The sequence below is a fragment of the Hydrogenovibrio sp. JE_KL2 genome, assembly GCF_009296185.1.
Lineage (GTDB): Bacteria > Pseudomonadota > Gammaproteobacteria > Thiomicrospirales > Thiomicrospiraceae > Hydrogenovibrio.
The window spans coordinates 44,309-70,757 of sequence record NZ_WBJR01000001.1 but is presented as its reverse complement, the minus strand read 5'-3'; the positions used below and the strand labels follow the sequence as shown (position 1 = coordinate 70,757).

The 26,449-nt window shown below is 42.2% G+C and carries 24 protein-coding genes and 1 pseudogene; 3 read left to right on the top strand and 22 right to left on the bottom strand.

What is annotated here, in order from left to right:
* Positions 1–319: 319 nt before the first annotated feature.
* Together F8R13_RS00325 and F8R13_RS00320 are read left to right on the top strand one after the other, a co-directional pair.
* Entirely contained in the window at positions 320–2,329 is a 2,010-nt protein-coding gene (locus tag F8R13_RS00325; RefSeq protein WP_152831176.1) for a cache domain-containing protein, read from the top strand.
* A gap of 176 nt (positions 2,330–2,505) precedes the next feature.
* Entirely contained in the window at positions 2,506–3,813 is a 1,308-nt protein-coding gene (locus F8R13_RS00320) for an NAD(P)/FAD-dependent oxidoreductase (protein ID WP_152831174.1), read from the top strand.
* Between the two features lie 89 nt (positions 3,814–3,902).
* Here the strand turns inward: F8R13_RS00320 and F8R13_RS00315 are convergent, their stop codons facing one another.
* From F8R13_RS00315 to thrS, 12 genes and pseudogenes are all read right to left on the bottom strand, one after another.
* Positions 3,903–6,383: a methyl-accepting chemotaxis protein gene (locus F8R13_RS00315; protein WP_152831172.1), complete on the bottom strand. Its 2,481-nt coding sequence runs from the start codon at positions 6,381–6,383 to the stop codon at positions 3,903–3,905.
* Positions 6,384–6,517: 134 nt separating this feature from the next.
* Positions 6,518–6,802 (bottom strand): hypothetical protein, encoded by a 285-nt coding sequence (locus F8R13_RS00310; protein WP_152831170.1) that lies wholly within the window; start codon positions 6,800–6,802, stop codon positions 6,518–6,520.
* A 113-nt stretch (positions 6,803–6,915) separates the two neighbouring features.
* Positions 6,916–7,386 (bottom strand): GreA/GreB family elongation factor, encoded by a 471-nt coding sequence (locus tag F8R13_RS00305; RefSeq protein ID WP_152831168.1) that lies wholly within the window; start codon positions 7,384–7,386, stop codon positions 6,916–6,918.
* Positions 7,387–7,731: a DUF3392 domain-containing protein gene (locus F8R13_RS00300; RefSeq protein ID WP_029907789.1), complete on the bottom strand. Its 345-nt coding sequence runs from the start codon at positions 7,729–7,731 to the stop codon at positions 7,387–7,389.
* Positions 7,732–7,970: 239 nt separating this feature from the next.
* Positions 7,971–8,249 (bottom strand): annotated as a pseudogene (locus F8R13_RS00295) (MerR family transcriptional regulator); the annotation flags it as partial.
* Complete coding sequence (locus F8R13_RS00290; protein ID WP_029907785.1) at positions 8,236–8,529, bottom strand: integration host factor subunit alpha; 294 nt, start codon at positions 8,527–8,529, stop codon at positions 8,236–8,238. The gene F8R13_RS00290 and the pseudogene F8R13_RS00295, both read right to left, overlap by 14 nt.
* Before the next feature lie 53 nt (positions 8,530–8,582).
* Positions 8,583–10,973: a phenylalanine--tRNA ligase subunit beta gene (gene pheT / locus F8R13_RS00285; RefSeq protein ID WP_152831164.1), complete on the bottom strand. Its 2,391-nt coding sequence runs from the start codon at positions 10,971–10,973 to the stop codon at positions 8,583–8,585.
* Positions 10,974–11,001: 28 nt separating this feature from the next.
* Entirely contained in the window at positions 11,002–12,000 is a 999-nt protein-coding gene (pheS, locus tag F8R13_RS00280) for a phenylalanine--tRNA ligase subunit alpha (protein ID WP_152831162.1), read from the bottom strand.
* A gap of 283 nt (positions 12,001–12,283) precedes the next feature.
* Positions 12,284–12,640 (bottom strand): 50S ribosomal protein L20, encoded by a 357-nt coding sequence (gene rplT, locus F8R13_RS00275; protein WP_029907779.1) that lies wholly within the window; start codon positions 12,638–12,640, stop codon positions 12,284–12,286.
* Positions 12,641–12,651: 11 nt separating this feature from the next.
* Positions 12,652–12,849: a 50S ribosomal protein L35 gene (rpmI, locus tag F8R13_RS00270; RefSeq protein ID WP_029907777.1), complete on the bottom strand. Its 198-nt coding sequence runs from the start codon at positions 12,847–12,849 to the stop codon at positions 12,652–12,654.
* A gap of 254 nt (positions 12,850–13,103) precedes the next feature.
* Positions 13,104–13,658, bottom strand: coding sequence for a translation initiation factor IF-3 (infC, locus tag F8R13_RS00265; protein WP_371414895.1), 555 nt, complete (start codon positions 13,656–13,658; stop codon positions 13,104–13,106).
* A gap of 24 nt (positions 13,659–13,682) precedes the next feature.
* Complete coding sequence (gene thrS / locus F8R13_RS00260; RefSeq protein WP_152831160.1) at positions 13,683–15,608, bottom strand: threonine--tRNA ligase; 1,926 nt, start codon at positions 15,606–15,608, stop codon at positions 13,683–13,685.
* 329 nt (positions 15,609–15,937) lie between these two features.
* Between thrS and F8R13_RS00255 the strand changes: the two genes are divergently transcribed.
* A complete protein-coding gene (locus tag F8R13_RS00255; protein ID WP_152831158.1) occupies positions 15,938–16,585 on the top strand; it encodes a protein-L-isoaspartate O-methyltransferase in 648 nt (215 codons plus the stop codon).
* 262 nt (positions 16,586–16,847) lie between these two features.
* Here the strand turns inward: F8R13_RS00255 and F8R13_RS11770 are convergent, their stop codons facing one another.
* The 10 genes from F8R13_RS11770 to asnB all read right to left on the bottom strand — a co-directional run bounded on the left by F8R13_RS11770 (position 16,848) and on the right by asnB (position 26,445).
* Entirely contained in the window at positions 16,848–17,021 is a 174-nt protein-coding gene (locus tag F8R13_RS11770; protein WP_371414894.1) for a hypothetical protein, read from the bottom strand.
* 16 nt (positions 17,022–17,037) lie between these two features.
* A complete protein-coding gene (locus F8R13_RS00245; RefSeq protein ID WP_216642569.1) occupies positions 17,038–17,634 on the bottom strand; it encodes a DNA ligase in 597 nt (198 codons plus the stop codon).
* Positions 17,635–17,706: 72 nt separating this feature from the next.
* Positions 17,707–17,967, bottom strand: a complete 261-nt coding sequence (locus tag F8R13_RS00240; RefSeq protein WP_152831154.1) for a ComEA family DNA-binding protein — start codon at positions 17,965–17,967, stop codon at positions 17,707–17,709.
* Between the two features lie 140 nt (positions 17,968–18,107).
* Positions 18,108–18,761, bottom strand: coding sequence for a Wzz/FepE/Etk N-terminal domain-containing protein (locus tag F8R13_RS00235; protein ID WP_152831152.1), 654 nt, complete (start codon positions 18,759–18,761; stop codon positions 18,108–18,110).
* 170 nt (positions 18,762–18,931) lie between these two features.
* A complete protein-coding gene (gene galE / locus F8R13_RS00230) occupies positions 18,932–19,924 on the bottom strand; it encodes a UDP-glucose 4-epimerase GalE (RefSeq protein ID WP_152831150.1) in 993 nt (330 codons plus the stop codon).
* Between the two features lie 15 nt (positions 19,925–19,939).
* Positions 19,940–21,835, bottom strand: coding sequence for a nucleoside-diphosphate sugar epimerase/dehydratase (locus F8R13_RS00225; protein ID WP_152831148.1), 1,896 nt, complete (start codon positions 21,833–21,835; stop codon positions 19,940–19,942).
* Positions 21,825–22,394: a sugar transferase gene (locus F8R13_RS00220; protein WP_152831146.1), complete on the bottom strand. Its 570-nt coding sequence runs from the start codon at positions 22,392–22,394 to the stop codon at positions 21,825–21,827. Before F8R13_RS00220 ends, F8R13_RS00225 begins: the two co-directional genes overlap by 11 nt.
* 4 nt (positions 22,395–22,398) lie before the next feature.
* Entirely contained in the window at positions 22,399–23,388 is a 990-nt protein-coding gene (locus F8R13_RS00215) for an NAD-dependent epimerase/dehydratase family protein (protein ID WP_152831144.1), read from the bottom strand.
* Between the two features lies 1 nt (position 23,389).
* The gene (locus tag F8R13_RS00210; RefSeq protein ID WP_152831142.1) at positions 23,390–24,526 is read right to left on the bottom strand and encodes a glycosyltransferase family 4 protein; all 1,137 of its coding nucleotides are present in this window, start codon (positions 24,524–24,526) and stop codon (positions 23,390–23,392) included.
* Positions 24,523–26,445 (bottom strand): asparagine synthase (glutamine-hydrolyzing), encoded by a 1,923-nt coding sequence (gene asnB / locus F8R13_RS00205; RefSeq protein WP_152831140.1) that lies wholly within the window; start codon positions 26,443–26,445, stop codon positions 24,523–24,525. The genes F8R13_RS00210 and asnB overlap by 4 nt, the downstream gene beginning before the upstream one ends.
* Positions 26,446–26,449: the final 4 nt, after the last annotated feature.

Below are 26,449 nucleotides of genomic sequence, written 5' to 3'. Positions count from 1 at the left end.
CAAGTACGTTTTTTATATTTCAATTTCATTTTACTCCTGCATTGTGAACCATCAATACAATTTTTTGATATAACCCGCAAAGAAAACTTTTGGCGTTAGAACTTCATTAAACTCTAATAAACTTAAAGGACGCGAGACATATCTGGTTCGACTTTGCACCGAAATGTATCAACTTCTTGCCGCTCATGTCTATTCGTACTTTTACCGATTCACGCCAATAAATAGCTGTAATTACACTATAAAAGAAAATCTGGAATCAGCTTTGCTTAGAAAAGTTAACAAACCTCTACAATCAACTGAACAATTTGATGCCAATACTATGACGACACAAGCTGAAGATCACAAGCAATTCACACAGTTCTTACCGGAAGTAAAGCGCTATTTGAATGAGCTCGAACACCAAGACTTATGGTGGACAACCGTTGCCATGGTCGGAAAAATCAACAACGAGAATATCGACCCTCAACTACTGATTTCTATTGTCGAAACTCAAAAAGAATTTCAAAACCTGCGTGACACCATGATTCAGGAATTAATTGGACGATACCTGAACCAGGCAAATAGTGAAATCATGCTAAAGGCTCAGGCAACCATAGACATTCTCATCCGCAACCTGTTCGAGCGTACTGCGGATGTCGGTTTCCTGGCAACTGATGACGACCTGGTCGAATTCATGGCGAAATCAAATGTTTCAGAAGAAGATCAAGAGTTCATTCATCAACGAATCATTGAATATGTTGCCAAATATACTGTGTACGATGATGTTTTATTGGTTTCACCGGAAGGCGAAATCAAAGCGAAGCTGGACGCAAGCAACCCGGCAACCTTCACCCGTGATTCGCTCATCAATGAAGCGATGGCAACCAAAGAAGAATATGTAGAGATCTATCGTAAATCGGATATGTTCCCCAACAAGTCCGACAGCCACATTTATGCAAAAAAAATTGAAGCCAATATTCAAGGGGAAATAAAGGTTGTTGGCGTACTTTGCCTAAGCTTTAACTTCCAAGATGAAATGACGCGTATCTACAAAACGCTTGGACAAGGTCAGCAGGGCTATGAAATCATGCTATTGGACGATCATGGCAAAGTGATTTCATGCAACAGTAGCGACAAATCAAAGCGCAATACGAAGCAAATCGAGCCACACCACTTTACTCGCCCGGAACGCTCCGGCGATAAACTGCAGTTCGCCACCAAAACGCATGGCTACCAAGGTTACTATGGACTGCCCTGGTTAGGTTTTGTTCAAGTACAGAATCAAGTTACGTTTGCCGACAAAACAGATGATCGAGACATTAACGTTACCATCCCGCCGGATTCTCCGCTGTACCTTAGAGATTTGGAAGAAACCAACCTTAAGGTCAGTACGTTATTGCTGATCGTTATCCTGAACGGAAAAATTCTATCGCTTAAACGCGATGTAAAAGCCTTCTTGCCGGTATTAGACAGTTTCCAAAATATCAGTATCGACATTCAGGAGATATTTAACAGTTTCATCCATCACATCCATCACGTATTGGTTAGAACCATTCAGGGTAAAGCGGCGTTTAGCGCAACCCTTGGCGTTGAAGTCATGGATAGAAACCTCTACGAACGTGCGAATGACTGCCGATGGTGGGCGTTGAACAGTACCTTCCGCCAAATTTTGAGCAGCTATAATCAAACTCAGGAAATTTCTGAAACCGAGACCAGAAAACTGACGGATATTCTTGGCTACATCAACAAGCTGTACACGGTTTATACCAACATTATGCTTTATGACCAAAGAGGTCGCATTCTAGCGGTCTCCAATCCGGTAGAAGGTCATTTGATTGATACCATCATTCCAAGACCGAATGACACCTCACGCTGTCTTTCTCTGGAAGATACTCAGGCTTATGTCGTATCGGAATTCCACAAAACAAACCTATATGGTGACGAATTTACCTATATTTACCATGCAGCCGTGAAAGATTGGGAAAACCCTCATCGCAATGTTGGTGGGATTGCATTGGTCTTTGATAGTAAACCTCAGTTTGAAGCCATGCTAAAAGAAACCGAGCCTAAATACCTGAACCAACAAATCAACAAAACCACGTTCAGTTTCTTTGTTGATAGACGCGGCATGATTATTGCCACCACCCATAAAGAACATGGCATTGGCGAAATATTGGATCTACCGAGTGAAATCCTTCAGGCTGACAACGGCCAAAACGATACCATTTACTGGCTATGGGACGGCGTGCCTTATCTTGTCGGGTTCAAAGTGAGCGAAGGCTATCGTGAGTATAAAAATGGAGATGGCTATGAAAATGATGTCATCGCTCTGGTCATGACCGGTATTTAATTTTCAGCAAGGACGTCATGCCTTCCTTGTCCTCATCCGAGTTTTATCACATTAATTGGATCTTTCATTTATTTCGTTGAAAAACCTCGTTATAGTATGAAACGGACACGCCGAACTTGAAACAAGGGTTCGGCCCAGATCTTTGCCCAAAACTCTCCCTTCTCTGGAGGCTAAAGATGCATGAAACCGCTTCACTTCCAAAAATTGTCATTGTTGGCGGTGGCGCTGGCGGCTTAGAACTCGCTACCCGCTTAGGCCGAAAACTCGGTAAAACCAATCAGGCCAAAATTACGCTCATTGACCCCAACCGAATCCATCTGTGGAAACCCTTATTACATGAAGTGGTCGCTGGCTCTCTGGACACTGGCATGGAAGCACTCAGCTATCGTGCTCATTCTGCGGAAAACCATTACTACTTCCGTCTAGGCAAGATGGACGCATTAGACAAAGAGAAAAAACAAATCCGTCTGGCGACTCTGATTGATCATCATGGCAAACAAATACTCAAACCACGATATATTGACTACGATATTCTTGTCATTGCATTAGGGGCACACTCAAATGACTTCGGTATCGAAGGCGTCAACGAACACTGTTTCAAGCTGGACAATGCGCAAGAAGCTGAAGATTTTCACCTTTCTTTCCTCAACCGTTTTCTTCAATTTTCAGAAACTGCACATTCCGGCGAGTCGGTCAGTATCGCCATCGTCGGAGCAGGCGCAACTGGCGTAGAACTATCTGCCGAACTATATAATGCCGTCGATCGTCTCGAACAGTTTGGTGTTGAAAACATTCATCACCAGAGCTTGGAAGTTACTTTGATTGAAGCCGCTCCCCGTATATTGCCGGCATTGGAAGAAAATCTGGCATGTAAAGCTCAAAAAACTTTAGAAGAACTAGGCGTTAGCATTCAACTGAATAAGAACGTTAACCAAGTTACACCCTATACGCTTCATACTTCTGAAGGTGATATTCATGCCGACCTCTTGGTTTGGGCGGCCGGCATTAAGGCGCCTGAATTTTTATCCCACCTGGATTTACCAGCGAATCGTATCAACCAAATCGAAATAGACGAATCTCTCTTGGTGAAAGGCGAAGATAGTATTTATGCAATTGGAGACTGCGCGTTTCTGAAACCCGAGGCAGCAACTCGTCCCGTCCCCCCTACCGCTCAAGCCGCTCACCAGATGGCGAAGCACTGCGCACAAAATATCACCCGACAAATGACAGGCAAATCCTTAAAGCAGTTTAAGTACTGCGACCACGGTGCTTTGGTTTCCCTTAGCCGTTTCCAGACGCTGGGGAGCCTGTTAGATCAGCTACTGCACAAGCATTGGATGATAGAAGGTAAGCTGGCGCATTGGGCCTATGCGAGTCTCTATAGGCAGCATCAGCTTGCCGTGCATGGCTACTGGAAAACGCTTTGGATTATGATAGAAAGCCTTATTGAAAAGCGTATCAAGCCAAAGCTGAAACTCTACTAAAATACAAGTCCCCCCCAACCTGGCAGATTTTGGCAATAAAAAAGCCGTCATGTGACGGCTTTTTTATTCCTCTCCAAGAGCAACTTAAATTAAAAGTCTTCCCACTCATCGCCACCGCCGGATTTCTCAGCAGGTGCTTCCGGTTTTCTGGCTACCGATGCTTTCGCTTCCGCCTGAGGTTTAGCAGGCATGGCCTTACTCGGTTCAGTTTTCTTCACCGCTACGGGTTTAGATGCTTCCACCTTCTTCGGTTGAGCACTGGCAATCAACTTATCGCCGGAAACCTTAGAGGCCATATTTGAGTTCACCCGTTGCTGAATGTCCTGAGAAATTTTGAATTGCTGCATTTGAACAACCAGGCTACTGGCTTTTTGCGCAATAGATTCGGCACTGGCCGCAGACAACTCTACAAGATGCGCGTTCTCTTGTGTGTTCTTATCCAGAGAGACAACAGCGTGATTCAACTGCTCAATTCCTTGAGATTGCTCAACCGACGAACTGGCGATCTCTCCCACCATTTCGGTTACTTGGTTCATGGAACTGCTGATTTCACCTAATGCATCTCCTGATTGTTGCGCCAAATGCGTGCCTTCCTGTACTTGGGCAACAGAGCGGTCAATTAGCTGTTTAATTTCTTTAGCTGCATCGGCTGATTTACCTGCCAGGCTTCGGACCTCACCAGCAACCACGGCAAACCCTCTTCCATGTTCACCTGCTCTTGCAGCTTCCACCGCAGCGTTTAACGCAAGCAGGTTTGTTTGGAAGGCAATCGAATCAATCAAACCAATGATTTGCTCAATTTGGCCACTGGATTCTTTAATGTTATTCATCGCTTGGATTGTCTGCTTCATAACGCCAGCACCTTCAATTGTCTTCTGACTGGCCTTCATGGTGATTTCGTTAGCTTGCTTCGCATTTTCAGCGTTATTACGCACAGCGGAAGTCATTTCTTCCATGGTTGCAGCGGTTTCTTGAATCGAAGCCGCTTGTTGCTGAATACGACCGGACAACTCGGCGTTTTGGCTGGACATATCGCGTACATCTGAAGCGATGTCAGTGGTTGATGCATTTACTTGAGCCATAATATTCGAAAGATTGTCCATTGATTTGTTGATGGCATCCTTCATTTGACTCAAATCAGCTTCATACTCACCTTGTACTCGTGGCGTTAAATCACCTTGAGACAGTTTATTGATGACTTGCGAAATATTCATGTTCGCATCATGAAGTGCTTTAGACATATAGTTGATCTGCTCACCCAGGTCATGGATAAAGCCATCAAGCTGGGAAACATCGATTTGCGCACCGATATGCCCCTTTGCCGCTTTCTCGACCATGACTTTCAAGTTGGTTTCAACAGCTTCCTGCATTGCTTCCATTTTCACCGTTTGGGTAACATCCTTCCACTCAGTAACGAAACCATTACGGTTACCTTCTGCATCAAAAATAGGATTCACAACAATCTCAAGATGCAACTCACCAAGTGTCAACTTCGCGACATAAGTTTCTTTTAAGTTTGCCAACAGTTTTCTCTGGTGCTCAGGGTGAACATGGAAAATATCAATATTTTCGCCTACCAGCTTATCCGTTGAAAAATGTGGCAACATCTTTTGAATATCTTTTTCAACATTGTATAGCGTATTGATAATAGAGTCGTTCATATAGGTAATGACCAAATCTTCATTGGCAACCATGATACTTGCACTACTTTGATCTACAACAGATCTCAAAGTCACCGCTGTTTCTATTTGCGCGCTAATCATATTCAACATTCTGCGCAAATATATACCAAGTGACTGAAGTTCTCTCACACCACCGACATTAAGCTGTCGCGTGAAATCGATTTGACCACCCCCGGCACAAACTTTCTTAACCTCGCTCTCCAACTTCATAAATGGAGAAATGACTTCGCGACGGACAAACACCTCAAATGCCAAAAGGCTTAACAATACCAAGGCTACAAGGATTGCTAATAAATTCAGGCGTTGTTCAAAGAGACGCTGCTCATTCATTTCTTTGATTTTTTGTGCTTCGGCTTTGTTTAAAAAAGCATACCACTGTTCAAATGCAGCCAAAGCAGGCCTATCATCAACAATGACCTGAGCATCAATCTCTTTTGCTGCAACGCCTTGCGCTTGCATTTTTTTCACAAGATCAACTTTAGATTGGTAGGATTTGACAACATTTTCCGCCTCATTCAGACCAGTCGTTTCCGTTTGATCTAAATTTTGAAATTGGCGGTAGTCTGCAATATCTTTCAGGATGGTAGCCGTATTTTTTTCTACCTTCTGACTATAGCTTTGGGTTCTGTAGTCTTGTTCGCCGCGAAGCACAAGATTTTTGAAGTTATGGATTAAGTGCCCATAACCCAACTGTGATTGAATTTCGTTAAATAACTTATTTTTTTGATTAAATTGTTCTTGAATGGCTTCAAATTTTGCTGTGGATTTATTCTCCAAACGGTCTAAAAAAACAAATCCAATTCCTATGACCAAAATGATTAGTACAAAATAAATCATCATATTCTGTACTAAACTTCTGCCCTTCACCTCTTTAGCAGTGCTTTTCATACTTAACTAGTCTCCGCAAGCTATATGTATTACCTAAGACATACCTGTGTGTTTTGCTTGATTAAAACACCAGATTTTACGTATTATTATTTAGCTAATTTTATCAAATGACGTGGCAGAAAATGACGCTACTTTTAAGAAAGCTCATGAGAATCTGACTTACGGTACTTATAAAAGCACTTCACTTTATAAGGGTCTCTAGCTTCCGACTCCATCATATGATGAACATCTTCAAATAGCCCTGGAAATAGCACCTCATAAACCTGTTCAATCTTTTCAACATCATCTTCATCAACAGGTACTTCTATGATGCGTAGTTTAGGACAAGAAAAAGCCGTAATTTCCATGGATTCCAAATTCATCCGATCCATTTCAAAATCGTACTCATCTTCATAGTGATCTTTAATAATCCAACCCATTTGCCTTTCCTTTTCCATATATCCTTACCCAAATAGCACAATAAAACTTTTGTGCTATCCGGCAAGCAAATCCTTAGCCATTCACAGCAAAGGCATTCGCCTTTATGCATTTCTCAATAATCTATTTCGACGATTTCAACCAATCTTTTTTCGCCCGTTGGCAGCACAATCACCACTTCATCACCAAGTTCTTTACCCAGCAAAGCCTTTGCGACAGGAGAGTGAATAGAAATTTCCCCCACCTCTGGTCGCGACTCAATCATGCCGACTAGACGATACTGACATTCTCCATCCGGTAAACTCTCACCACAGAGAGAGACCCTTGCGCCAAAGAAGACTTTGTTTCTATTTTTGGGCTTATCTTGCACCACTTTAATGTCTTTGAGATGCTTCTCTAAGTGGCGAATTTTTCGATCTGTCTCCCTCAGTTCTTTCTTGCGGTAAATGTACTCCGCATTTTCAGAACGATCTCCTTCAGCTGCTGCGGCAGATATTGCCCTAACAATCTCAGGACGTTTGACCTTCCATAACGCCACCAGTTCAGCGCTGACTCTGCGATATCCCTCGGCAGTGATATAGTTCAACTAAATCAGTCCCTTCTTCTGTGCCAATAAACCAATGATATAGTAAGTCACAATAACGGCAATACCGAGCCAAACGTTACTGATATGAGACAACCAACTGACAAATAAGGGCGTTAAATAAGCCGTGATAATTCCAAAGCCAATCGCACAAAACAGCACAAATAAAGTTAATCGTAGAAAGTATTTCAATGAACCTATTTGCTGCTTAACAAACAGGCTGATGTCATTGCCATAAATCACCAACAAAGTCGCAACCATGGACAGACCAATTTCTGAAAGATAAGGGCGCATCAAGCCTGACAACCCAACCAAGAGTTTTACTACATAAGCAAGAACCGGATCCAAACCACTCTCCTAGTTTTATTACCATTAAACGAGTATTTGGACATTATAACGGTATCCCGTTATGGACTGATAAAATCTTTACAAGCTGTTGGAACCGGCTTTATAGGCGAGAAATTGGCAAACTATTAGTAAGTTTCGCGAATATGTTCGAGAAAGGCTCTAAGATCTGATTTCATGTTCAAAAGGTTTTGATAGGCTTGTCCATCAGCTTCTTTATCGAAATGAACATCTGACGGTGGCTCGGCACGGCTTAAGCGCGCTTTAGCACCAGGAATGGTGAATCCTTGATCGTGCAACAGGGTTTTAATTTCAAGAACCAGTTCAAGCTCGCGGCGTTGATAATAACGTCTACCGCGGCGCTTGCTAGGCTCAAGTTGAGGAAAGACTTGCTCCCAATAACGAAGCACATGAGGTTTTAAATCGCACAACTCACTGACTTCACCAATGGTAAAGTACTTCTTATCTGGAAGTTCGATTTCCAACTGCTTTGGGGATTCACCCGATTTAGTCTTTACCATAGTTATCGATACGAGCTCGTAATTTCTGACCTGGTTTAAATGTTACCACTCTTCTTGCTGAAATGGGAACATCTTCACCCGTTCTAGGATTACGTCCAGGACGAGCCGACTTATCTCTTAGCTCAAAGTTGCCAAATCCAGAAAGCTTAATTTGCTCACCTTTCACAAGCACAGTTGCCATTTCAGCATAAAACTGCTCGACCAGCTCTTTTGATTCGCGTTTATTAAAACCAAACGTATCAGTTAGTGTTTGGGCAAGATCCGCTTTTGTTAATGCCATACAATCCTTACCTTCTTATTTATTTTCTATGTAAATAAACTACTCTTGTAGATTTATCTTAATTCTGCACTTACTTTATGTTTTGCTGCTTCAATCATTTGTTGCATCAATGCATCAACTTCTTCATCCTGAAGTGTTCTATCTTGATGTTGCAGCTTAATTGTCAACGCAACAGATTTTTGATTTTCACCAAGACCAGCGCCTTGATACAAATCGAACAACTCTATAGATTGAACGATCTCAGATGAGACTTCACCTAACGCATCCAATACCGCCTGTACCGGCAAGGATTGCTCAACGACGAATGCCAAATCACGTTGTACAATCGGGAATTTAGAGATTGCTTTCGCGCTTGGAATGCGTGTCGTTGAAATCGTATCCAGGCGCATCTCAAACATAAACACTTTGCCGGAAACCCCCAAAGTTTTGACATGCCCTGGGTGCAACTGACCAATGGAGCCAATCTCTTCGCCATCCATCACCATCACTGCTGACTGCCCGGGATGATAAATAGGCAAAACTTTAGCTTCAAAGCGAACTTTATCCGCAACATGGCTAAGCGCCAGCAGACTCTCAACATGCCCCTTCATGTCGTAAAAATCAACTGGACGGTCTTCTTCGGACCAACCTGTTGCAGAAACAGAACCAACTATTACACCGCCAATCATTGGAATTTGCTGCAATCTATCAATAGAGGCATCTTCACTCAGGAAAACCAGTCCTGTTTCAAACAAACGCAAACGGCTTTGTTGACGGTTTTGGTTGTAAGCGACTGTGCTCAATAGCCCAGGTAATAGAGACACTCTCATGGCTCTCATATCGTCTGAAATTGGGTTCTGCAAGCAGATCGATTTTTGCTCTGGGAAAAGCTTTTGTTGAGTGTTTTCTTCAACAAAGCTATAGGTCACCGCTTCATGATACCCTTTATTCACCAACACTTGACGAATCAATTGCATTTCCTGCTCTTGCTCTTCAAGCTTAGGCAATCGCATCGGCGCATTAACTTCAACTTCCGGCAGGTTGTTGTAACCATACACGCGCCCGATTTCTTCAATCAAGTCAGCTTCAATCGCCATATCGAATCGATAACTCGGTGCGGTCATCAACCAGCCTTCATCGTTTGTTTCTACGATGAAGTTCAGGCGTTGGAAAATTTTCTCGATTTCATCATTTGACAGAACCACCCCAAGCAGTTTTTCCACACGTTCTGGTCGTAACTGTATCGCCTTAGGTTGGTGTAAAGCAGCTTCGTTGACCAATGCTTTCACATCTGACACTTGCCCACCGGCAATTTCAGTAAACAGCTGCAAAGCACGAGCCATGGCTCTTTCTGGCAAGAAGGCATCTACACCGCGCTCAAATCTATGCGATGAATCCGTATGCAAACCGTATTGTCTAGCACGACCGGTAATCGCTAACGGTGCAAAATGTGCACACTCAAAGAAAATCGCCTGGGTTGCATCCGAAACGGCAGATGAAAGGCCACCCATGATCCCTGCCAATGCAATTGGACCGGAATCATCAGCAATCACCAACGTATTATTCTGCAATACCAACTCTTTTTCATCCAGGGTGGTCAGTTTTTCACCGTCTTTAGCCATACGAACTTGGACGACACCTTGAAGCTTATCGGCATCAAAGGCATGCATTGGTTGCCCTAATTCAAGCAAGACATAGTTGGTAATATCAACCGTTAGGCTTTTTGGAGAAATACCTGAACGCTCTAATCTTGCCTTCATCCAATCTGGTGTTTGAGCACCCGTATCGTAGCCCGTCACCAGACACCCTAGGTACTTAGGACATGCGGTATTCTCTTCAACCTTAATTTCCTGGTGACAAGCACCAGTTGTCGCAATCGGTTCCAGCTCAAATGGAACCTTTATCGGCTCGCCACTAATGGCGGCAATGTCTCTTGCAAGACCTTCAACACTCAAGCAATCCGCGCGGTTCGGCGTCAAATCAACATCAATAATGACATCGTTCAAACTTAAGTATTCACGGACATCAACACCAATTGGCGCGTCTTCCGGCAACATATGCAAACCGTCAACACCATCATCCGGCAAGCCAATCTCGGTTGCACCACACAGCATCCCATGTGAAGGAACACCACGCAACTTTGCCTTTTTGATTTTGAATTCACCCGGCAACACCGCACCGACTTTTGCACAACAAGCTTTCATGCCTGCAACAACGTTTTTTGCACCACAAACAATCTGCACAGGTTCGCCGTCACCCACATCTACTTGGGTCACATTCAGCTTATCTGCATCAGGATGCTTTTCAACCGACAAAACATGCCCAATAACCACATTGGAAAACTCAGGGGCAACTGAACAAACTTCGTCGACCTCAAGGCCTGCTAAACTTAATTCTTCCGCTAGGATTTGAGTATCCCACTTAGGGTTAACCCATTCTCTCAACCAACTTTCACTAACTTTCATCTTTTATCTCGAATTTCAGGCTAGGCCATTACTTAAACTGTTGAAGAAAACGAATGTCGTTTTCAAAGAATTGGCGTAAATCGGTTACACCGTAGCGAAGCATCGCCAGACGTTCAACACCTAGACCAAAAGCAAAGCCAGAATACTTTTCAGAATCTACATTCACGTTTTCCAACACTTTCGGGTGAACCATGCCACAGCCCAATACTTCAATCCAACGACCATCACCAAATAAATTGGTGGCAATATCCACTTCAGCCGAAGGCTCTGTAAATGGGAAATAGGATGGGCGGAAGCGAACCTTCAGGTTCTCATCCTCAAAAAACTGTCTCAGGAATTCAATGATCAAAGTACGCAACTGCGCAAAGCTGGCGTTTTCTTCAACCAGCAACCCTTCTACCTGATGGAACATCGGAGTATGCGTTTGATCCGAATCGCAACGGTAAACTCTACCCGGTGCAATAATTCTCATCGGGACAGGCTTATTTTCCATCGTGCGAATTTGTACACCGGAAGTATGTGTTCTCAAAACCGTTTGCGCATCAAAATAGAAAGTATCATGCATTGCACGAGCAGGGTGCGTTTCAGGAATATTCAATGCTTCGAAGTTATGCCAGTCGTCTTCAATTTCAGGCCCCGTCTCAATATCGAAGCCCGCTTTAGCAAAGATATTCTCAATACGGCGCAATGTACGAGTAACTGGGTGCAAGCCACCAATCTCGATATTTCTACCTGGTAAAGTCACATCAATGGATTCCGAAGCTAGCTTCTCAGCCAATACCGCTGTTTCCAGAGCCGTTTTCTTTTCAGATAACAGCTTTTGCACAGCTTGCTTGGCATCGTTGATCATTTGACCGGCTTTTGGCTTTTCTTCTGCCGACAAACCGCCCAGCATTTTCATCATGGCGGTCAACTCACCTTTTTTACCTAGGTATTGAACACGGATTTCATCAAGTGCCGACAATTCCGTTATAGAAGAGACCGAATTTTCGGCCTTCGCAATAATGTCTTGCAGTTGTTGTTGCATGAACGCAAAGTTCCTTTTTCGATATTGCCTTTCAAACTATGCATGAAAGAAACATTTGGATTAGCACCAAAGCATGACTTTGGTAACAGAGGAGTTTATGGATAAATACTTTGTGTTAGCAAAGAGCAAAGCCTTTATCCATACCATCCTGGACATCAAGTTGGTAAATTTAGAATAAACCTGAGTGAAACAATCAGACGTTTTGTAATACGCAGCGGGTTTAGTCAAAATTTTTGAGAAAAAAAGGGGACTTAAAGCCCCCTTTCATTCCGTTTTGCAGAAATTACGCTAATGCAGCTTTGGCTTTTTCTACAATTGCAGAGAAAGCAGCAGCGTCATGAATAGCGATGTCTGACAATACTTTACGGTCAACCGCGATTCCAGCTTTGTTCAAACCAGAAATGAAACGGCTGTATGTCATTCCGTTCATACGAGTTGCAGCGTTGATACGCGCAATCCACAAACGACGGAATTGACGTTTTTTCTGACGACGGTCACGGTAAGCATATTGACCAGCTTTGATTACAGCTTGCTTCGCAACGCGGAAAACCTTGCGACGAGCACCATAGTAACCTTTAGCAGCTTTTAATACTTTGTTATGTCTTCTGCGTGCAATTACGCCTCTTTTAACTCTTGCCATCTGTCATCTCCTTACGCGTATGGAAGCATGCGGCGAACCATTGCCACATCGTGATCATGAATCATGCCTGCGGCACGAAGTTGACGCTTACGCTTGGTAGACTTCTTAGTCAAGATATGACGAAGATGCGATTGCTTGCATTTAAAACCGCCAGAACCGGTTTTTTTAAAGCGCTTAGTTGCACTTTTATTTGATTTCATCTTAGGCATTGCTAAAACTCCATAAAGGAATAGCGATTTAAAGAGGTTACCTTTAAGTCGTATTCATCAGTTTCTAAATTTTGCCTCCCTTGCGGGAAGCCCTTTTACAATCAACAGCACTGAATGAGCTGCACCGGTAATGAGTTTGACCTCACCCCAGTTATTGTATTTGCTTCGATTGTTGCGGCTCGAAACCAGCCTACCCATTCTTAAGTCTTAAATTTAAGCACTCAGTCTCAAGAACAAATTTTGTGCAAATTGGATTAAACCTTTTTGCTTGGCGCGATCATCATTTGCAGTGATCGACCTTCCATTTTCGGCATTTGCTCAACCGTCGCGATTTCTTTTAAGTCTTCGCGAATACGCTCAAGCATTGCCATTCCTAATTCTTTGTGTGTAATTTCACGTCCACGGAACCAGATAGTGACTTTCACTCGGTCGCCGTTTTCCAAGAATTTCACAACATTTCGCAGTTTAACTTGGTAATCACCAATATCGGTACCTGGTCGAAACTTAACTTCTTTAACCTGTACCTGTTTTTGTTTTTTCTTCGCTTCGTGTGCTTTTTTCTGTTTCTGGTACTGATACTTCCCATAATCCATAATTCTGCACACTGGCGGTGAGGATTTTGCAGAAATCTCCACTAGGTCAAGTTCTGCTTCTTTTGCAGCCGCAAGGGCATCTTCTATTGAGACGACACCTTTCTGTTCACCGTCTGCATCAATCAAACGAACTTCAGCCTCTGTGATAGCTGCATTAATTCTATCTTTAGGCGCCTCTACTTGTTGTGGCTTGCCACGTCCTCTTCTAACTGCGATGGTTTTATCCTCTTGATACCAAAATTATTCCACGACCCTACCTAGGTTAGCGATGTCGTCCGATAACATTTGAAGCAATTGTTCAAATGTAAAACTACCCAAGTTATTTCCACCTCGGGCACGTACGTTAACGGTGCCATCCGCTTTTTCTTGATCCCCTACTACCAAAATATAGGGAACACGTTGTAGAGTGTGCTCGCGAATTTTAAACCCAACCTTCTCATTTCTCAAGTCCGTTTGCACTCTAAATCCATGTTTTTTCAATTTTTTTGCAAAATCTGCCACATATTCGTTGTGCACTTCAGAAATTGAAGCAAGCACCAATTGAACCGGAGCCAACCAAGTTGGGAACTTCCCTTCGTAATGCTCAACCAAAATTCCAACAAAACGCTCAAGTGAACCAAGAATTGCTCTGTGAATCATTACAGGGTGATGCTTTTCATTATCAGCACCAACATAAACCGCGTTCAAACGCTCTGCTTGAGTCATTGAGAAATCAAGCTGAATGGTTCCACACTGCCAAACACGACCAATGCAATCCTTCAACTGGAACTCGATTTTTGGACCATAAAACGCGCCTTCACCCGGCTGTAGCGCATATTCCAGATTAGCGTCTTTCAGCGTTTGCTCCAGCGCAGCTTCGGCCAAATCCCACACTTCATCCGAACCTACACGCTGTTCAGGACGTGTCGAGAACTTCACTTGAATGTCGTCAAAACCGAAATCTGCATAAGTGCTAAATACCAAGTCAATACAGGCTTGCACTTCTTGCTTGATTTGATCTGGTGTACAGAAAATGTGGGCATCGTCCTGAGTAAACGAGCGCACACGCATCAAACCATGCAATGTTCCTGATGGTTCATTACGATGAACCAAACCGAACTCCGCCAAGCGAATCGGTAAATCGCGGTAACTGCTCAAATCACGATTAAACACTTGAATATGCCCTGGGCAGTTCATTGGCTTGACCGCATAATCACGGTTTTCTGTTTCGGTGGTAAACATGTTGTCTTTGAATTTGTCCCAGTGACCGGATTTCTCCCAAAGAGAGCGATCCATAATCAATGGCGTACGAACTTCTTGATAACCACTTTCATTCAGCTGCTGACGCATGTAGTCTTCGACCACTTTATAAAGCGTTGTGCCTTTTGGATGCCAGAACGCCATACCCGGTGCCAACTCATCGACATGGAATAAATCCAACTGCTTACCAAGCTTACGGTGATCACGTTTTTCAGCCTCTTCCATCATTACCAAGTAATCTTTCAACTCCTCTTTGCTTGGGAAAGCCACACCATAGATGCGTTGAAGCATCTTATTATCCGAATCACCACGCCAATAAGCACCGGCAACATGTGTCAGTTTGAAAGCTTTAATGAAACCCATGTTTGGCACATGCGGACCGCGACACATATCGATATATTCTTGATGATAGTAAAAACCAAACTCAGTTTCATTTGGCATATCTTCAATCAATTCAATTTTGTAGTCTTCGCCACGGCTTTTGAAAATCTCTAATGCTTCAGCACGAGAAGTCATTTTTTTAACAACTTCATACTTGGTTTTAGCCAGCTCTTTCATGCGCAGCTCGATTTTTTCCAAATCTTCAGAGGAGATGCGCGCTTCCATGTCTACGTCATAGTAGAAGCCGTTTTCAACAACTGGACCGATTGCCATCCTAGCGTCTGGATAAAGTTGTTTTAAGGCATGCCCTAAAAGATGTGCGCAAGAATGGCGCATAATATGAACACCATCATCATCTTTAAGCGTAATGATTTGAACATCTGCATCTTCAGTAATCAGGTCGCTAGCATCTCTAAGCTCACCATTCACGCGCCCTGCTACCGTAGCTTTTGCCAGTCCCGTTCCAATATCCGTGGCGATTTGCATCACAGATACAGCTTCGGAAAATTCTCTTTTTGAACCATCTGGCAAGGTAATAATTGGCATGTCTAAACTCTTACTCTTTATCGTTAAAATCAAACATCAAAAATTAAACTGAAAAACCACAAACGCAAGCGTCATGACCTTTCGTAAAAGCAGATAATTTTAGCACAGTTTCCTTGCGCCAAAATATCGTTTTTTCAGCAATTTCAAGTAAAAAAACACCTACTGTCGAAATGGAGTTCAACGCCAGCTTCTAGGCTTTCATATAAAAATCCGTTATAATGCTTTGCCGATTCTTAATCAGCCACGTTAGAACGTTGTAAAACAACACAATTCAATATTAACGACAAAGCCCCGTTGGCTTAACATAATTTCACGGTAGGAATGCAACTATGAACTTAGAACAAGCGCGCTTCAATATGGTTGAACAGCAAATTCGTCCATGGGATGTTTTGGATCCTAAAGTGCTTGATCTCTTCATGGCGATCCCACGCCATGAGTTCGTATCAGAGTCACAGCAAGCCTTAGCTTATTGCGACCTGGAACTTCCGATTGGTGAAGGGCAAACCATGCTTCCGCCTCGCGTCGAAGGGCGCATGCTTCAGGCTGTGGATATTGAAGAAGACGAAACTGTTCTAGAAATCGGCACAGGCTCTGGCTACATGACTGCTTTGATAGCCGAATCTGCCGCCAACGTAACAACCGTAGAAATCTTCCCTAGCCTACAAGACATCGCTAAAAACAGATTAACGCGTTTTGACAATATTGAGTTCGCCATTGGCGATGCCAGCCATAACTGGGATGATGGAAAAACCTACGACGTCATTGTATTGACCGGTGCCGTATCTGAACTCCCTGTTGCCTACCAGCACAAACTTAACCTTGGTGGACGTCTAGTCGTCACCACAGGCTCAGCACCCGTGATGACATGCCAAGTAATGACACGCGTCAGTGACACTGAATGGGAAACAGAAACCCTATTTGAAACCGTCATGCCAAGCCTGATCAACGCAGAAGGTAAAGAAGTCTTTTCTTTCTAAAAGAGCTTTGCACAAGAGGGATGTGTAAGAAAAATGAGGAAAAATTTGTCTGGTTGAGGCGGATAACGCAGCTAATAGTTAGCTATTAGCAAGTTTTTCAACGAAAATCAGTCGGATTTTAACCATTTTTATACGTGAGCCCATCTCGTGCAAAGCTCTCTCCAAGTAAAGACTTCCTAAAATCTGCCAGGTTGGGGTATCTAAGCCATACACCCCCAACCTGGTAGATTTTCACAGTCCTGCCCGCTCATCTCCGCCACTTTTACTCTGAGGATCTCACCCTTAAAAATACCGGATGCCGAGGCACACCATGCACCGTGAGCTTCTGATATTTAAAGGTGATTTGCTGACCTATTTTGGGCGGAGAAACTCTATCCGCATCTTTCAAACCCGAACCAATATAAAACTCACGACCATTCTTTAGACGACACTGAATTGCGCCTAACTCACCTTTATATTTTCCCGTTCCCGGCTACTTCACACTCGTCATCCTTAAACGGCTTCACTTTTAACGCATCACTGGAGCGCCCAACTTCATAAGGCACATCTCCGCGACGAACAACAAGACCTTCACCCTTCTGGCTTAGCACTTTTTGTAAATGATTCTTAAATTGCTGCTCGGACTCAATTCGTGTCTGTGGAATGATACGCACAACGCTAGAAGGATGTTGATTTAGATAACGCGCCAAAACAGACAGACGCTCTACTAAACCACCCGCTTGGTTAGGCACGTCAAAGACATTATAGGTAATTTGATGCCAACGATAATCTGGTGTTTTCTGACGAACAAAGGAAGAAATATTTTCAAAATCATCTCGCTTAGTCCAAAGCTCTCCATCCACGGCGAATGGTGGCAGCTGCTCTAAAAACCACTTTGGCGCATGGATTTCCCTTCCACTTCTAAAACGAAGTACATGACCATCCCATACACCTCTAACACCATCCAGTTTTTCACTCATCAACCAGCCGACAATGTTTTGATTAGGCTTATATACCTTAAGGAGCAAAACTTTAGGTTTTACTGCTTCCGATAGCGCCACAGAGGGCACAGCAATCCCTACAAAAACAAAAAGGAGGCAAAGCCTCCTTATGTTCGATATTAGTAGTTGCAAAAGCATTTCTTATTTAGCGTCTTCTAAAAGAATATCTGCCTCATTATTTGCCAAAGTCTTAGTGCCAATACCTTTTACTTTTGCCAAATCTGACACTGCCATGAATTTACCGTGCTCATTGCGATACGCCACAATTGCTTCTGCTTTTTTCTGCCCGATACCATTTAAACTTGTAGCAATTTTCTCCGCTGAAGCACTATTGATATTCACTGGTGACGCAAACGCTAAAGAGGAAAACAACACCCCCAAAACTAATGCAAAAGTCTTCATAACATCTCCTTATATTTTTTATATATACGTACTTAAGCGTAAACTGGATATTAACAAACTACTGCTAAAAAGTAAAAAATCAGACTTACTTTTAATTAGGAGTTACCCCTTCTTTCTCAGACAAATATCAAATACACCCATCAAGACACTGAAGTTTCCATTTGTTCCTGTCTATTTCTATAAGCTTTGCGAACCAGAGCAATCATCACACCAAGAATCAACCCTAAAACACCTGCAACTGCCAAAATCAAAGTTTTTTTGGGCTTAACAGGTTGCGCTAAAACCTTAATTCCACCAATCACTGTCGTTGGTAAAATCTCAACATATCCCAAAGGCTTTAGTCTTGAGAAGATTTCTCGATACCTATCTTCTATTATTTTAATGGACTCCTCGACATTTTTTTGAATCTTTACCTTGTCCTCGCCAGTAGAAGAAATTGAAATGAAATTACTAGCTGATTTCATTTCAGCTGGAATCAAATTAGATAACAACAGAACAGTGGCCTGAGAAGACTCCACTGGCATATAAGGAACCGAAGAACTACTTGTTAAATTTTTAATCGTAGACATCTGTATCTGCTGAACCTGTAAAGTAGCTGACGCCTGATACAAAATTGGCTCATCACTTTTCATAAAAATATAACCAACGGCTAAAATCAAACCAGAAAGAAATGAGACAAAAATCGTTTTCTTTTCCTCAACCAATCCATTCCACAGTTCAAACAAATCGATCTCATCATCCTGATAAGCAGCTGCATAAGCTTGCTCTTTGATACGTTGTTGGGTGTCAGACATACATAACTCCACACAAAATTAAAAACTTACAGAAGTATAAAACATTCATCCCAAAAGTTTGAGACGTTTATAGCTACCCTCAAATATAAGAACTGAACGGCATGTTTACAAATAATTAATCATGGGTAATTTACAACCCAAACCTGGCAGATTTTTCCATTCTTAATTAACTATAGATTTGCCCGTTGCTTCTCCCATGCCCAAGCATGACGGACTATGGTTTCTAGGTCGCCATATTGGGGTTCCCAGTTCAATTCTTTTTTGGCTAGTGCAGCATCAGCAACCAATACAGCCGGATCACCAGCACGGCGCTCACCATCTTCAACAACTAGTTCACAGCCGTCTTCAGCCACGACTTTTTTCACCACATCAATCACTTGCTGCACAGAAAAACCCTGACCATTACCCAAGTTATAAGCCAAAGCACCAGACTTTTCTCCCGACACTAACGCTTCCAATGCCAATACATGCGCAGAACACAAATCATTAATGTGAATGTAATCGCGGATACATGTTCCATCCTCAGTGGCATAATCACGCCCAAAAACAGTAATACTTTTTCTTCTGCCGGATACCGCTTGTAATATTAACGGAATCAAATGGGTTTCAGGGTCATGACATTCGCCAATCTCTCCTTCAGGGTCTGCACCACAGGCATTAAAATAACGCAAACTCACCGAATTCAATTCATAGGCACCGGCATAATCCTGCAAAATGCGTTCAATCATTAACTTGGATGAGCCATAAGGATTAATCGGCTTCTGTGGATGCAACTCATCTATCGGCACATACTCCGGTTCACCAAATGTTGCTGCTGAAGAGGAAAATATAATTTTTTTTACATCATGCCGAACCATTACATCTAGCAAGTTCAGTGTGTTACTCACATTGTTACGATAATACTTGGCTGGATTAGCCACTGACTCACCCACTAAACTATTGGCAGCAAAGTGCATCACTCCATCAAAAGAATGCTCTATGAAAAGATTTTCTAGCACATTCACATCTGCCAAATCCCCAACCACTAAGAGACCGTATTTAACCAACTGATGATGCCCCGTAGTCAAGTTATCCAGCACCACAACCTCATGCCCAGCCATCTCAAGAGACTTGCACATATGTGAGCCAATATAACCAGCGCCACCCACGACTAAAATTTTCATAAATTACTACACAACTTAAGTTGACATGCCACTTTTAGCCAAATAATCCACAATCCCTGAAGGATGCTCAAATCCCGAAACAACTGTTTTCAACCTCTCCAAAACAATTTCATAATCGTACAATTTCAAATCATTTTCAATCAATTTCAAAAGTTGCAGCAGCTGCCCATAAGGAACATAATCTTCATGAGCAGTCATAATTCTTGGATGGTCTGTACCATCAACACAATCTCCGATTAACAACTCTTCGTAAAGCTTTTCTCCTGGACGAAGTCCCGTGTAGTGAATTTCAATGTCTCCTTCTCCTGAATAATTCACTACCTCAAAGCCTGACAATTTAATCATCTTACGTGCAAGCGTATCAATTTTGACAGGCTCTCCCATATCAAGGACAAAAACATCCCCTCCTCCACCCATAGATCCTGCCTGAATAACCAGAGAAGCCGCTTCTGGAATAGTCATAAAATAACGAGTAATTTCAGGATGGGTGACCGTCACAGGTCCGCCATCAATAATTTGTTTTCTAAACAAAGGAATCACCGAACCAGACGACCCCAAAACATTACCAAAACGCACCATAACAAAACGAGTGGTAGTAAACTCCTGTTGTAAAGCCTGCAAAACCATTTCAGCTAAACGCTTGCTTGCTCCCATTACATTCGTCGGTCGCACAGCTTTGTCCGTCGATATAAGAACAAAATTCTTCACACCATTTTCAGCAGCAAGCTTAGCGGCTGCATGAGTACCAAAAGCATTGTTAACAATGCCTTCCTGAATATTGTGCTCGACAATAGGAACATGTTTATAAGCCGCAGCATGATAAACCGTATCGACCTCAAACTTTTGGATAACTCTTCCTAATTTAAACTCATCTAAAACACTTCCAAGAATAGGAATCATCTTTGTTGTTGAAAGTGCTCCACTCTTCAATAGATCATGTTCAATCGTATATAAAGCAAACTCACTTAACTCATATAAAATCAGCACCTTAGGATTTTGCTTAATTACCTGCCTACATAATTCAGAGCCAATTGAGCCTCCTGCACCAGTAACAAGAACCGCTTGCCCTTCAATACATTTCGACAATAGCTCAGCTCTCGGAGGAACCGGATCTCTTCCCAATAAATCTTCAATATTGACTTCACGAACATCCGAAAAAGAAACTTTCCCTGAAACAATTTCATCAATACTTGGCAAAGTAGAAACTTTCAAAGCAAATGGCTCTAGCCAATCCAAAATCTTTTTTCTTTCACTGGCCGTAATAGAAGGCAATGCCATCAAAACCTCCGAAACCTTGTGTTTTTCAATTAAGCGCTCTAAGTTTTCCCGCTTGTAAACAGTAATAGATGCAATCTGATGCTTATACAAAGTTTCATCATCGTCAATAAACCCAATCACTCGCATATTAGGTATTTTTTCAATAGCACTAGCCAATTGCTTTCCTGATGTGCCAGCACCAAAGATGACAACAGACTTAAGAATAGACAAGTCCTTGTGAAGCCCTTCCAGCAACAACCAGCGTGCAAAGAGTCTAGTGGCAGAAATATAAAGCAAAGTCAATAGCCATGCGATCAGAATGGCAGAACGAGGGTAAGGCCATTGCAACATAAAAATTGCAGTGGCCCATAACACAAACGCAAAAGAAACTGAATAGAAAACCGTCGTAGCAAACTTACTACCTAAGTAACGAATAACTGCTCGATATAAACCTTGAGTGACAAAAATAGGTATTGCCAAAAACGGAAGTATTGCAATAGCGGGAAGAAATGGCTCTATTGAGGCATCAATATATCCCAACCTAATCCAAGTGGCGACAATGGCCACCGCATATAAACCAAATAAATCAACAACAAAAAAAATTAAACGCTTTTGGAAACGTGAAAGCGATAACAAAGCCTCTTTAAACTTCACTTTTTCCACCCTTGTTTATCGCATCTCCTGAACCTTTACCAGTAATCGTTAAAAATATATATCTAAAATAATTCAGTATACTCATATTTTGAATCATTTGGGCGTCGATCTCTGCCAACAATTCAGGAGTAGACATATCAATATTGTTAACCTGTGACAAACCTGTAATTCCAGGTCTAACAATAAAAACATCAAGACGCTGGCGAGCTAGTACCAGCTCCCTTTGATTAAAAAGCCCTGGCCTAGGTCCAACCAAGCTCATTTCTCCCTTCAACACATTCCAAAGCTGAGGTAATTCATCCAGTTTAGTTTTTCGCAAAAAAGAACCAAACTTCGTGACTGACGCTGAAGACGCTAAATGGGTTGCTACAGAAGCAGTATCCTTACTCATAGTGCGAAACTTCACCAAAGTAAATGGCTTTTGGTTACGACCAACTCTCTCCTGAAAAAAAAGTGGGGAGCCAGTGTCAAAAAGCCCTGTAATATAAAGAACTAAGAATACAGGGAACCCCACGATTAGTCCGAATAATGAAAGCAAAATATCTAAAAATCGAAGCATAAAACTACTCAACCTTTTCAAGAGAAGCCATCTTCATCAGCTGTTCATCCATTGTCACTATTGGCTTCCAACCTAGCTTAGCTTGAACCTTGGAACTGTTTACCTGTAAATTGCCTAACACACGTTCAGCTTTAGACTCTTTACCTAGCAATTTTGCAACTAACTTCATTAGCCATACAGGAATGGAAAATAAACGACTTTTCCTCTTGTAAGCGAAAGCGATTTTACTCAGTAATTCAGCGGTTGAGACGTCTTCATCATCAGATATCAAAAATACTTCATTTGCAGCCATTGGGGAATGCTTACGTTCACTACATAAAGCGATAAAATCTACCAAATTATCTAAAGCAATCAGAGATCTGCGATTATTTACAGCCGCCAATGGCAATGGAATACCTTTTTTGACCCAAGCAACCATTGAAGCAAAGTTGCCTTTTACACCTGGACCATAAACGAGTGGCGGGCGGATAATTACAACCTCCATGCCTGTTTTTTCCGCTATTTGCATTAATCCTTGTTCCGCTTCATATTTTGAAAGTGCATAAGGGTCGTCTGGAATGAAGTGAGTTTCAGGTTCAAACGGGCAATCACCACTACTCTCACCATTCACTTTAATAGTGCTTAAAAAAACAAAACGCTTTACCCCTGCATCTGAAGCTAAACTTGCCAACGCTAAAGTCGCATCTCTATTTATCTTTCGGTACTCTGCCATAGAATTAAGTGATTTATCGTTCAAGCCTTGTATCCGTGCAGCGACATGTACTACCGAATCCATACCACGCAAAATACTCTCAAACTCATCACGGTTAGAGAGTGAAAAGCTTAGGTTCTCTTTACCCATAACAATAGAAATATCTCCAACAAGCTGCTTTACACCAGCCGGAAACAATGATTCTCTACGCACCAAAGCTGTAATCTCAACACCATCAACAACAAAACGGTTCAATAAAGCTGAACCAACGAACCCCGTAGCTCCAGTTAAAAAAACTTTCAAGTTATTTTCTCGCTTTCAAAAGTTCATCATAAATCGCTATATGAGCCGCTACAACTTTTTCAATTGTGAACTCTCTCTCGGCGAATTTTCGACCCGCATATCCCATCATTTTCCTTTTTTCAGGGTGTTGAATTAAATCAGAAATAGCATTATCTAAAGCCTTAGCATCATTTACAGGAACCAAAACCCCCGTCAAACCCGGAATAATAGCATCTCGACAACCTGGAACATCCGTCGTTACCACCGCTCGGCCACATGCAGCTGCCTCAATCAATGATTTTGGCAAGCCCTCTCGATATGACGGCAAGCATATTATGTTGGATTGTTGGTATAATTGAACTATATCTTTTCTAAAGCCTAGCACCTTTATATTAGGTAACCCTCTCCAAGAATTGACTTCTAACTGCTTTATTGAAGCAGGGTTTCCATGGTCAACTTTACCAACCACCCAAAATTCAGCTTCGATTCCTTTTTCATAAATTAGCTTACTTGCTTCCACGAATTCCCTGATTCCCTTATCAAGTAACAGCCTTGCAGCAAAAGTAACAACAATCTTACCCTCTGGCTCTGTAATATATGAATAATCTTTCAAATCAACTCCAGAACCACGAATAAACTTGATTTTTCCTGGAGAAACCACTCCCCAAGCCTCTAACAGCCTTGCATCATCTTCATTTTGAAAAATAATAGATTGATTTTTATGACTAAATGCCAGCTTAAATAGTGGCCACAGAAACAACCTTAAAAGCCTTGCTTTTGCTCTAGAAGAAATAAAAACTGCTCCAAGACCAGAAACAGCAGAAACTACTGAGGGAACTTTTGCCAGCTTAGCTGCAATACCACCATACAAATAAGGTTTTATTGTGACCAAGTGCACAAGGTCCGGCTGCAATGCCTTAAACACACTAAGCAACTTCCAAACAACTTTCAGCTCACTCAGTGGGTCCCCCCCCTTGCGCGAAAAGTTTATTTGATGGAAATGTATTCCAAGCTCCTGAAAAACAGGTAACGAACCGCCAGAAGATGCAACATGAATTTCGCACCCTGCATCCAACATGGCTTTTGCAACAGGCAAACGATGGGAAACAAAAAATTTTGGGCAGTTAACTACAAATAAAACCGTTACCGATTGTTTCATTTATTTTGTTCCAACCAAGCCTGAAACATCAGAACATTCCATAGTTGGTGATGCCAATTTCTCCTACCTGACAAGTGCTCCATCCATTTATCCCTAACTATTGACACATTAAAATATCCTTCATTTGATAACCTTTGTTCATCCAAAAGACACTCTCCCCAATCTCTTAACGGGCCACGCAACCATTCTGCTAAAGGTACGCCAAACCCCATTTTAGGACGTTCAATCAGTTCTTTGGGAACATGTTTATAAAGCACTTCACGCAAAACCCACTTACTAACACCTTCACGTATTTTAAAATCCATGGGCAATGAAACTGCATACTGGATAACATTTGGATCAAGTAAAGGAACCCTAGTTTCTAATGATACGGACATTGCAGCTCGATCAACCTTAGTAAGAATATCTGTAGGCAAATAGCCCAGCATGTCATAAACCATCATTCTTTCAATAGGAGACAAATAATTAAACGCACTTTTATTTTGAGTTAACGCTGTTGGGTATTCAGTTGCCTCAACTAACCACTCCTCAGGGTGGTCTATTTGAGAGACCAACCTTAGATAAAGCTCATCTAAATTTTTACAATCCAAAATTGACGCACCTTTATAAAGCTTATCACCCCAGTGCCCGCCCTTACTTTTTATAAAAAAAGATGCTGCCTTAGACCAGGCTTCTGGAGAAGCAGAAGTAATTGCTTTCTTTGCCAAATTGCGCATAGGAATAGGTAGCCAAGAAATCTTATTCCAAAGTTCATTAGAGAAGGAATACCGATTATAACCGGCAAAAAGCTCGTCACCAGCATCGCCTGATAGAGAAACCGTTACCTTCTCCTTAGCAATTTTAGATACTAAGTACGTAGGAATTTGTGATGAATCCGCGAATGGTTCATCATAAATCTCAGGCAAGCTAGGTATGACATTCAGAGCATCATGAGAGGATGCATACATCTCATAGTGTTCCGTACCTAAGTGTTTTGCAACTGCTTTAGCATATTCAGCCTCATTAAATAGCTCCACGTCAAAGCCAATAGAAAAAGTTTTCACCTTTGTCTCAGATTGAGACTGCATTAGAGCAACAATAGTACTTGAATCAACGCCTCCAGACAAAAATGCACCCAAAGGCACATCTGCATCCATCTGCAAAGCCACCGCATTCATCAAAACAAGCTCTAATTGATCCACGGCTTCTTTAGAAGACCCCATAAACATAGCGCTCTTCCCAGATTCAACAACATTACTTAAGGACCAGTAATAGCTTTTTTCAACACTCCTTTCGCCATGACATATAGATGCAATACAGCCAGGTTCTAGCTTATAAATGTCTTTGTAGATTGAATACGGAGCTGGTATTGAATTATAACGTAAGAAAACGGCTAAAGAATTCCTGTCAACAGCATGAGTAAAGCCCGGCACTTTTTTAATAGCTTTTAGCTCCGAAGCAAATACAAACTTTCCATCTATCCAACCATAATAGAGGGGTTTCTCGCCCATTCGATCTCGAGCAATGGACAAAACTTTTTTTTGTTTATCCCACAATGCAACTGCAAACATCCCCGTCGCCTTTTTGAGCGTTGCTTCTAATCCCCATTGCTCAATGGCAGCCAACAGCGTTTCAGTATCGGAATGACCGTTCCATTGACGCGTCTCTAGCACGTCAAGCTCAGTACGCAATTGATTATGATTATAAATTTCGCCATTAAATACTATTACAAACCGTTCTGACGCTGAACTCATTGGCTGATGGCCAGCTGAACTTAAATCTAATATTGATAACCGCGCATGCGACAATCCTACTTTATGTTCTTTATCAAACCATACACCTTGATCATCCGGACCTCGATGCAGAATGGCTTCAGCCATATTTTTTAATTGCTCAATAGGCTGAGGATATTGACCAATAAAACCTGCTATACCGCACATTAGT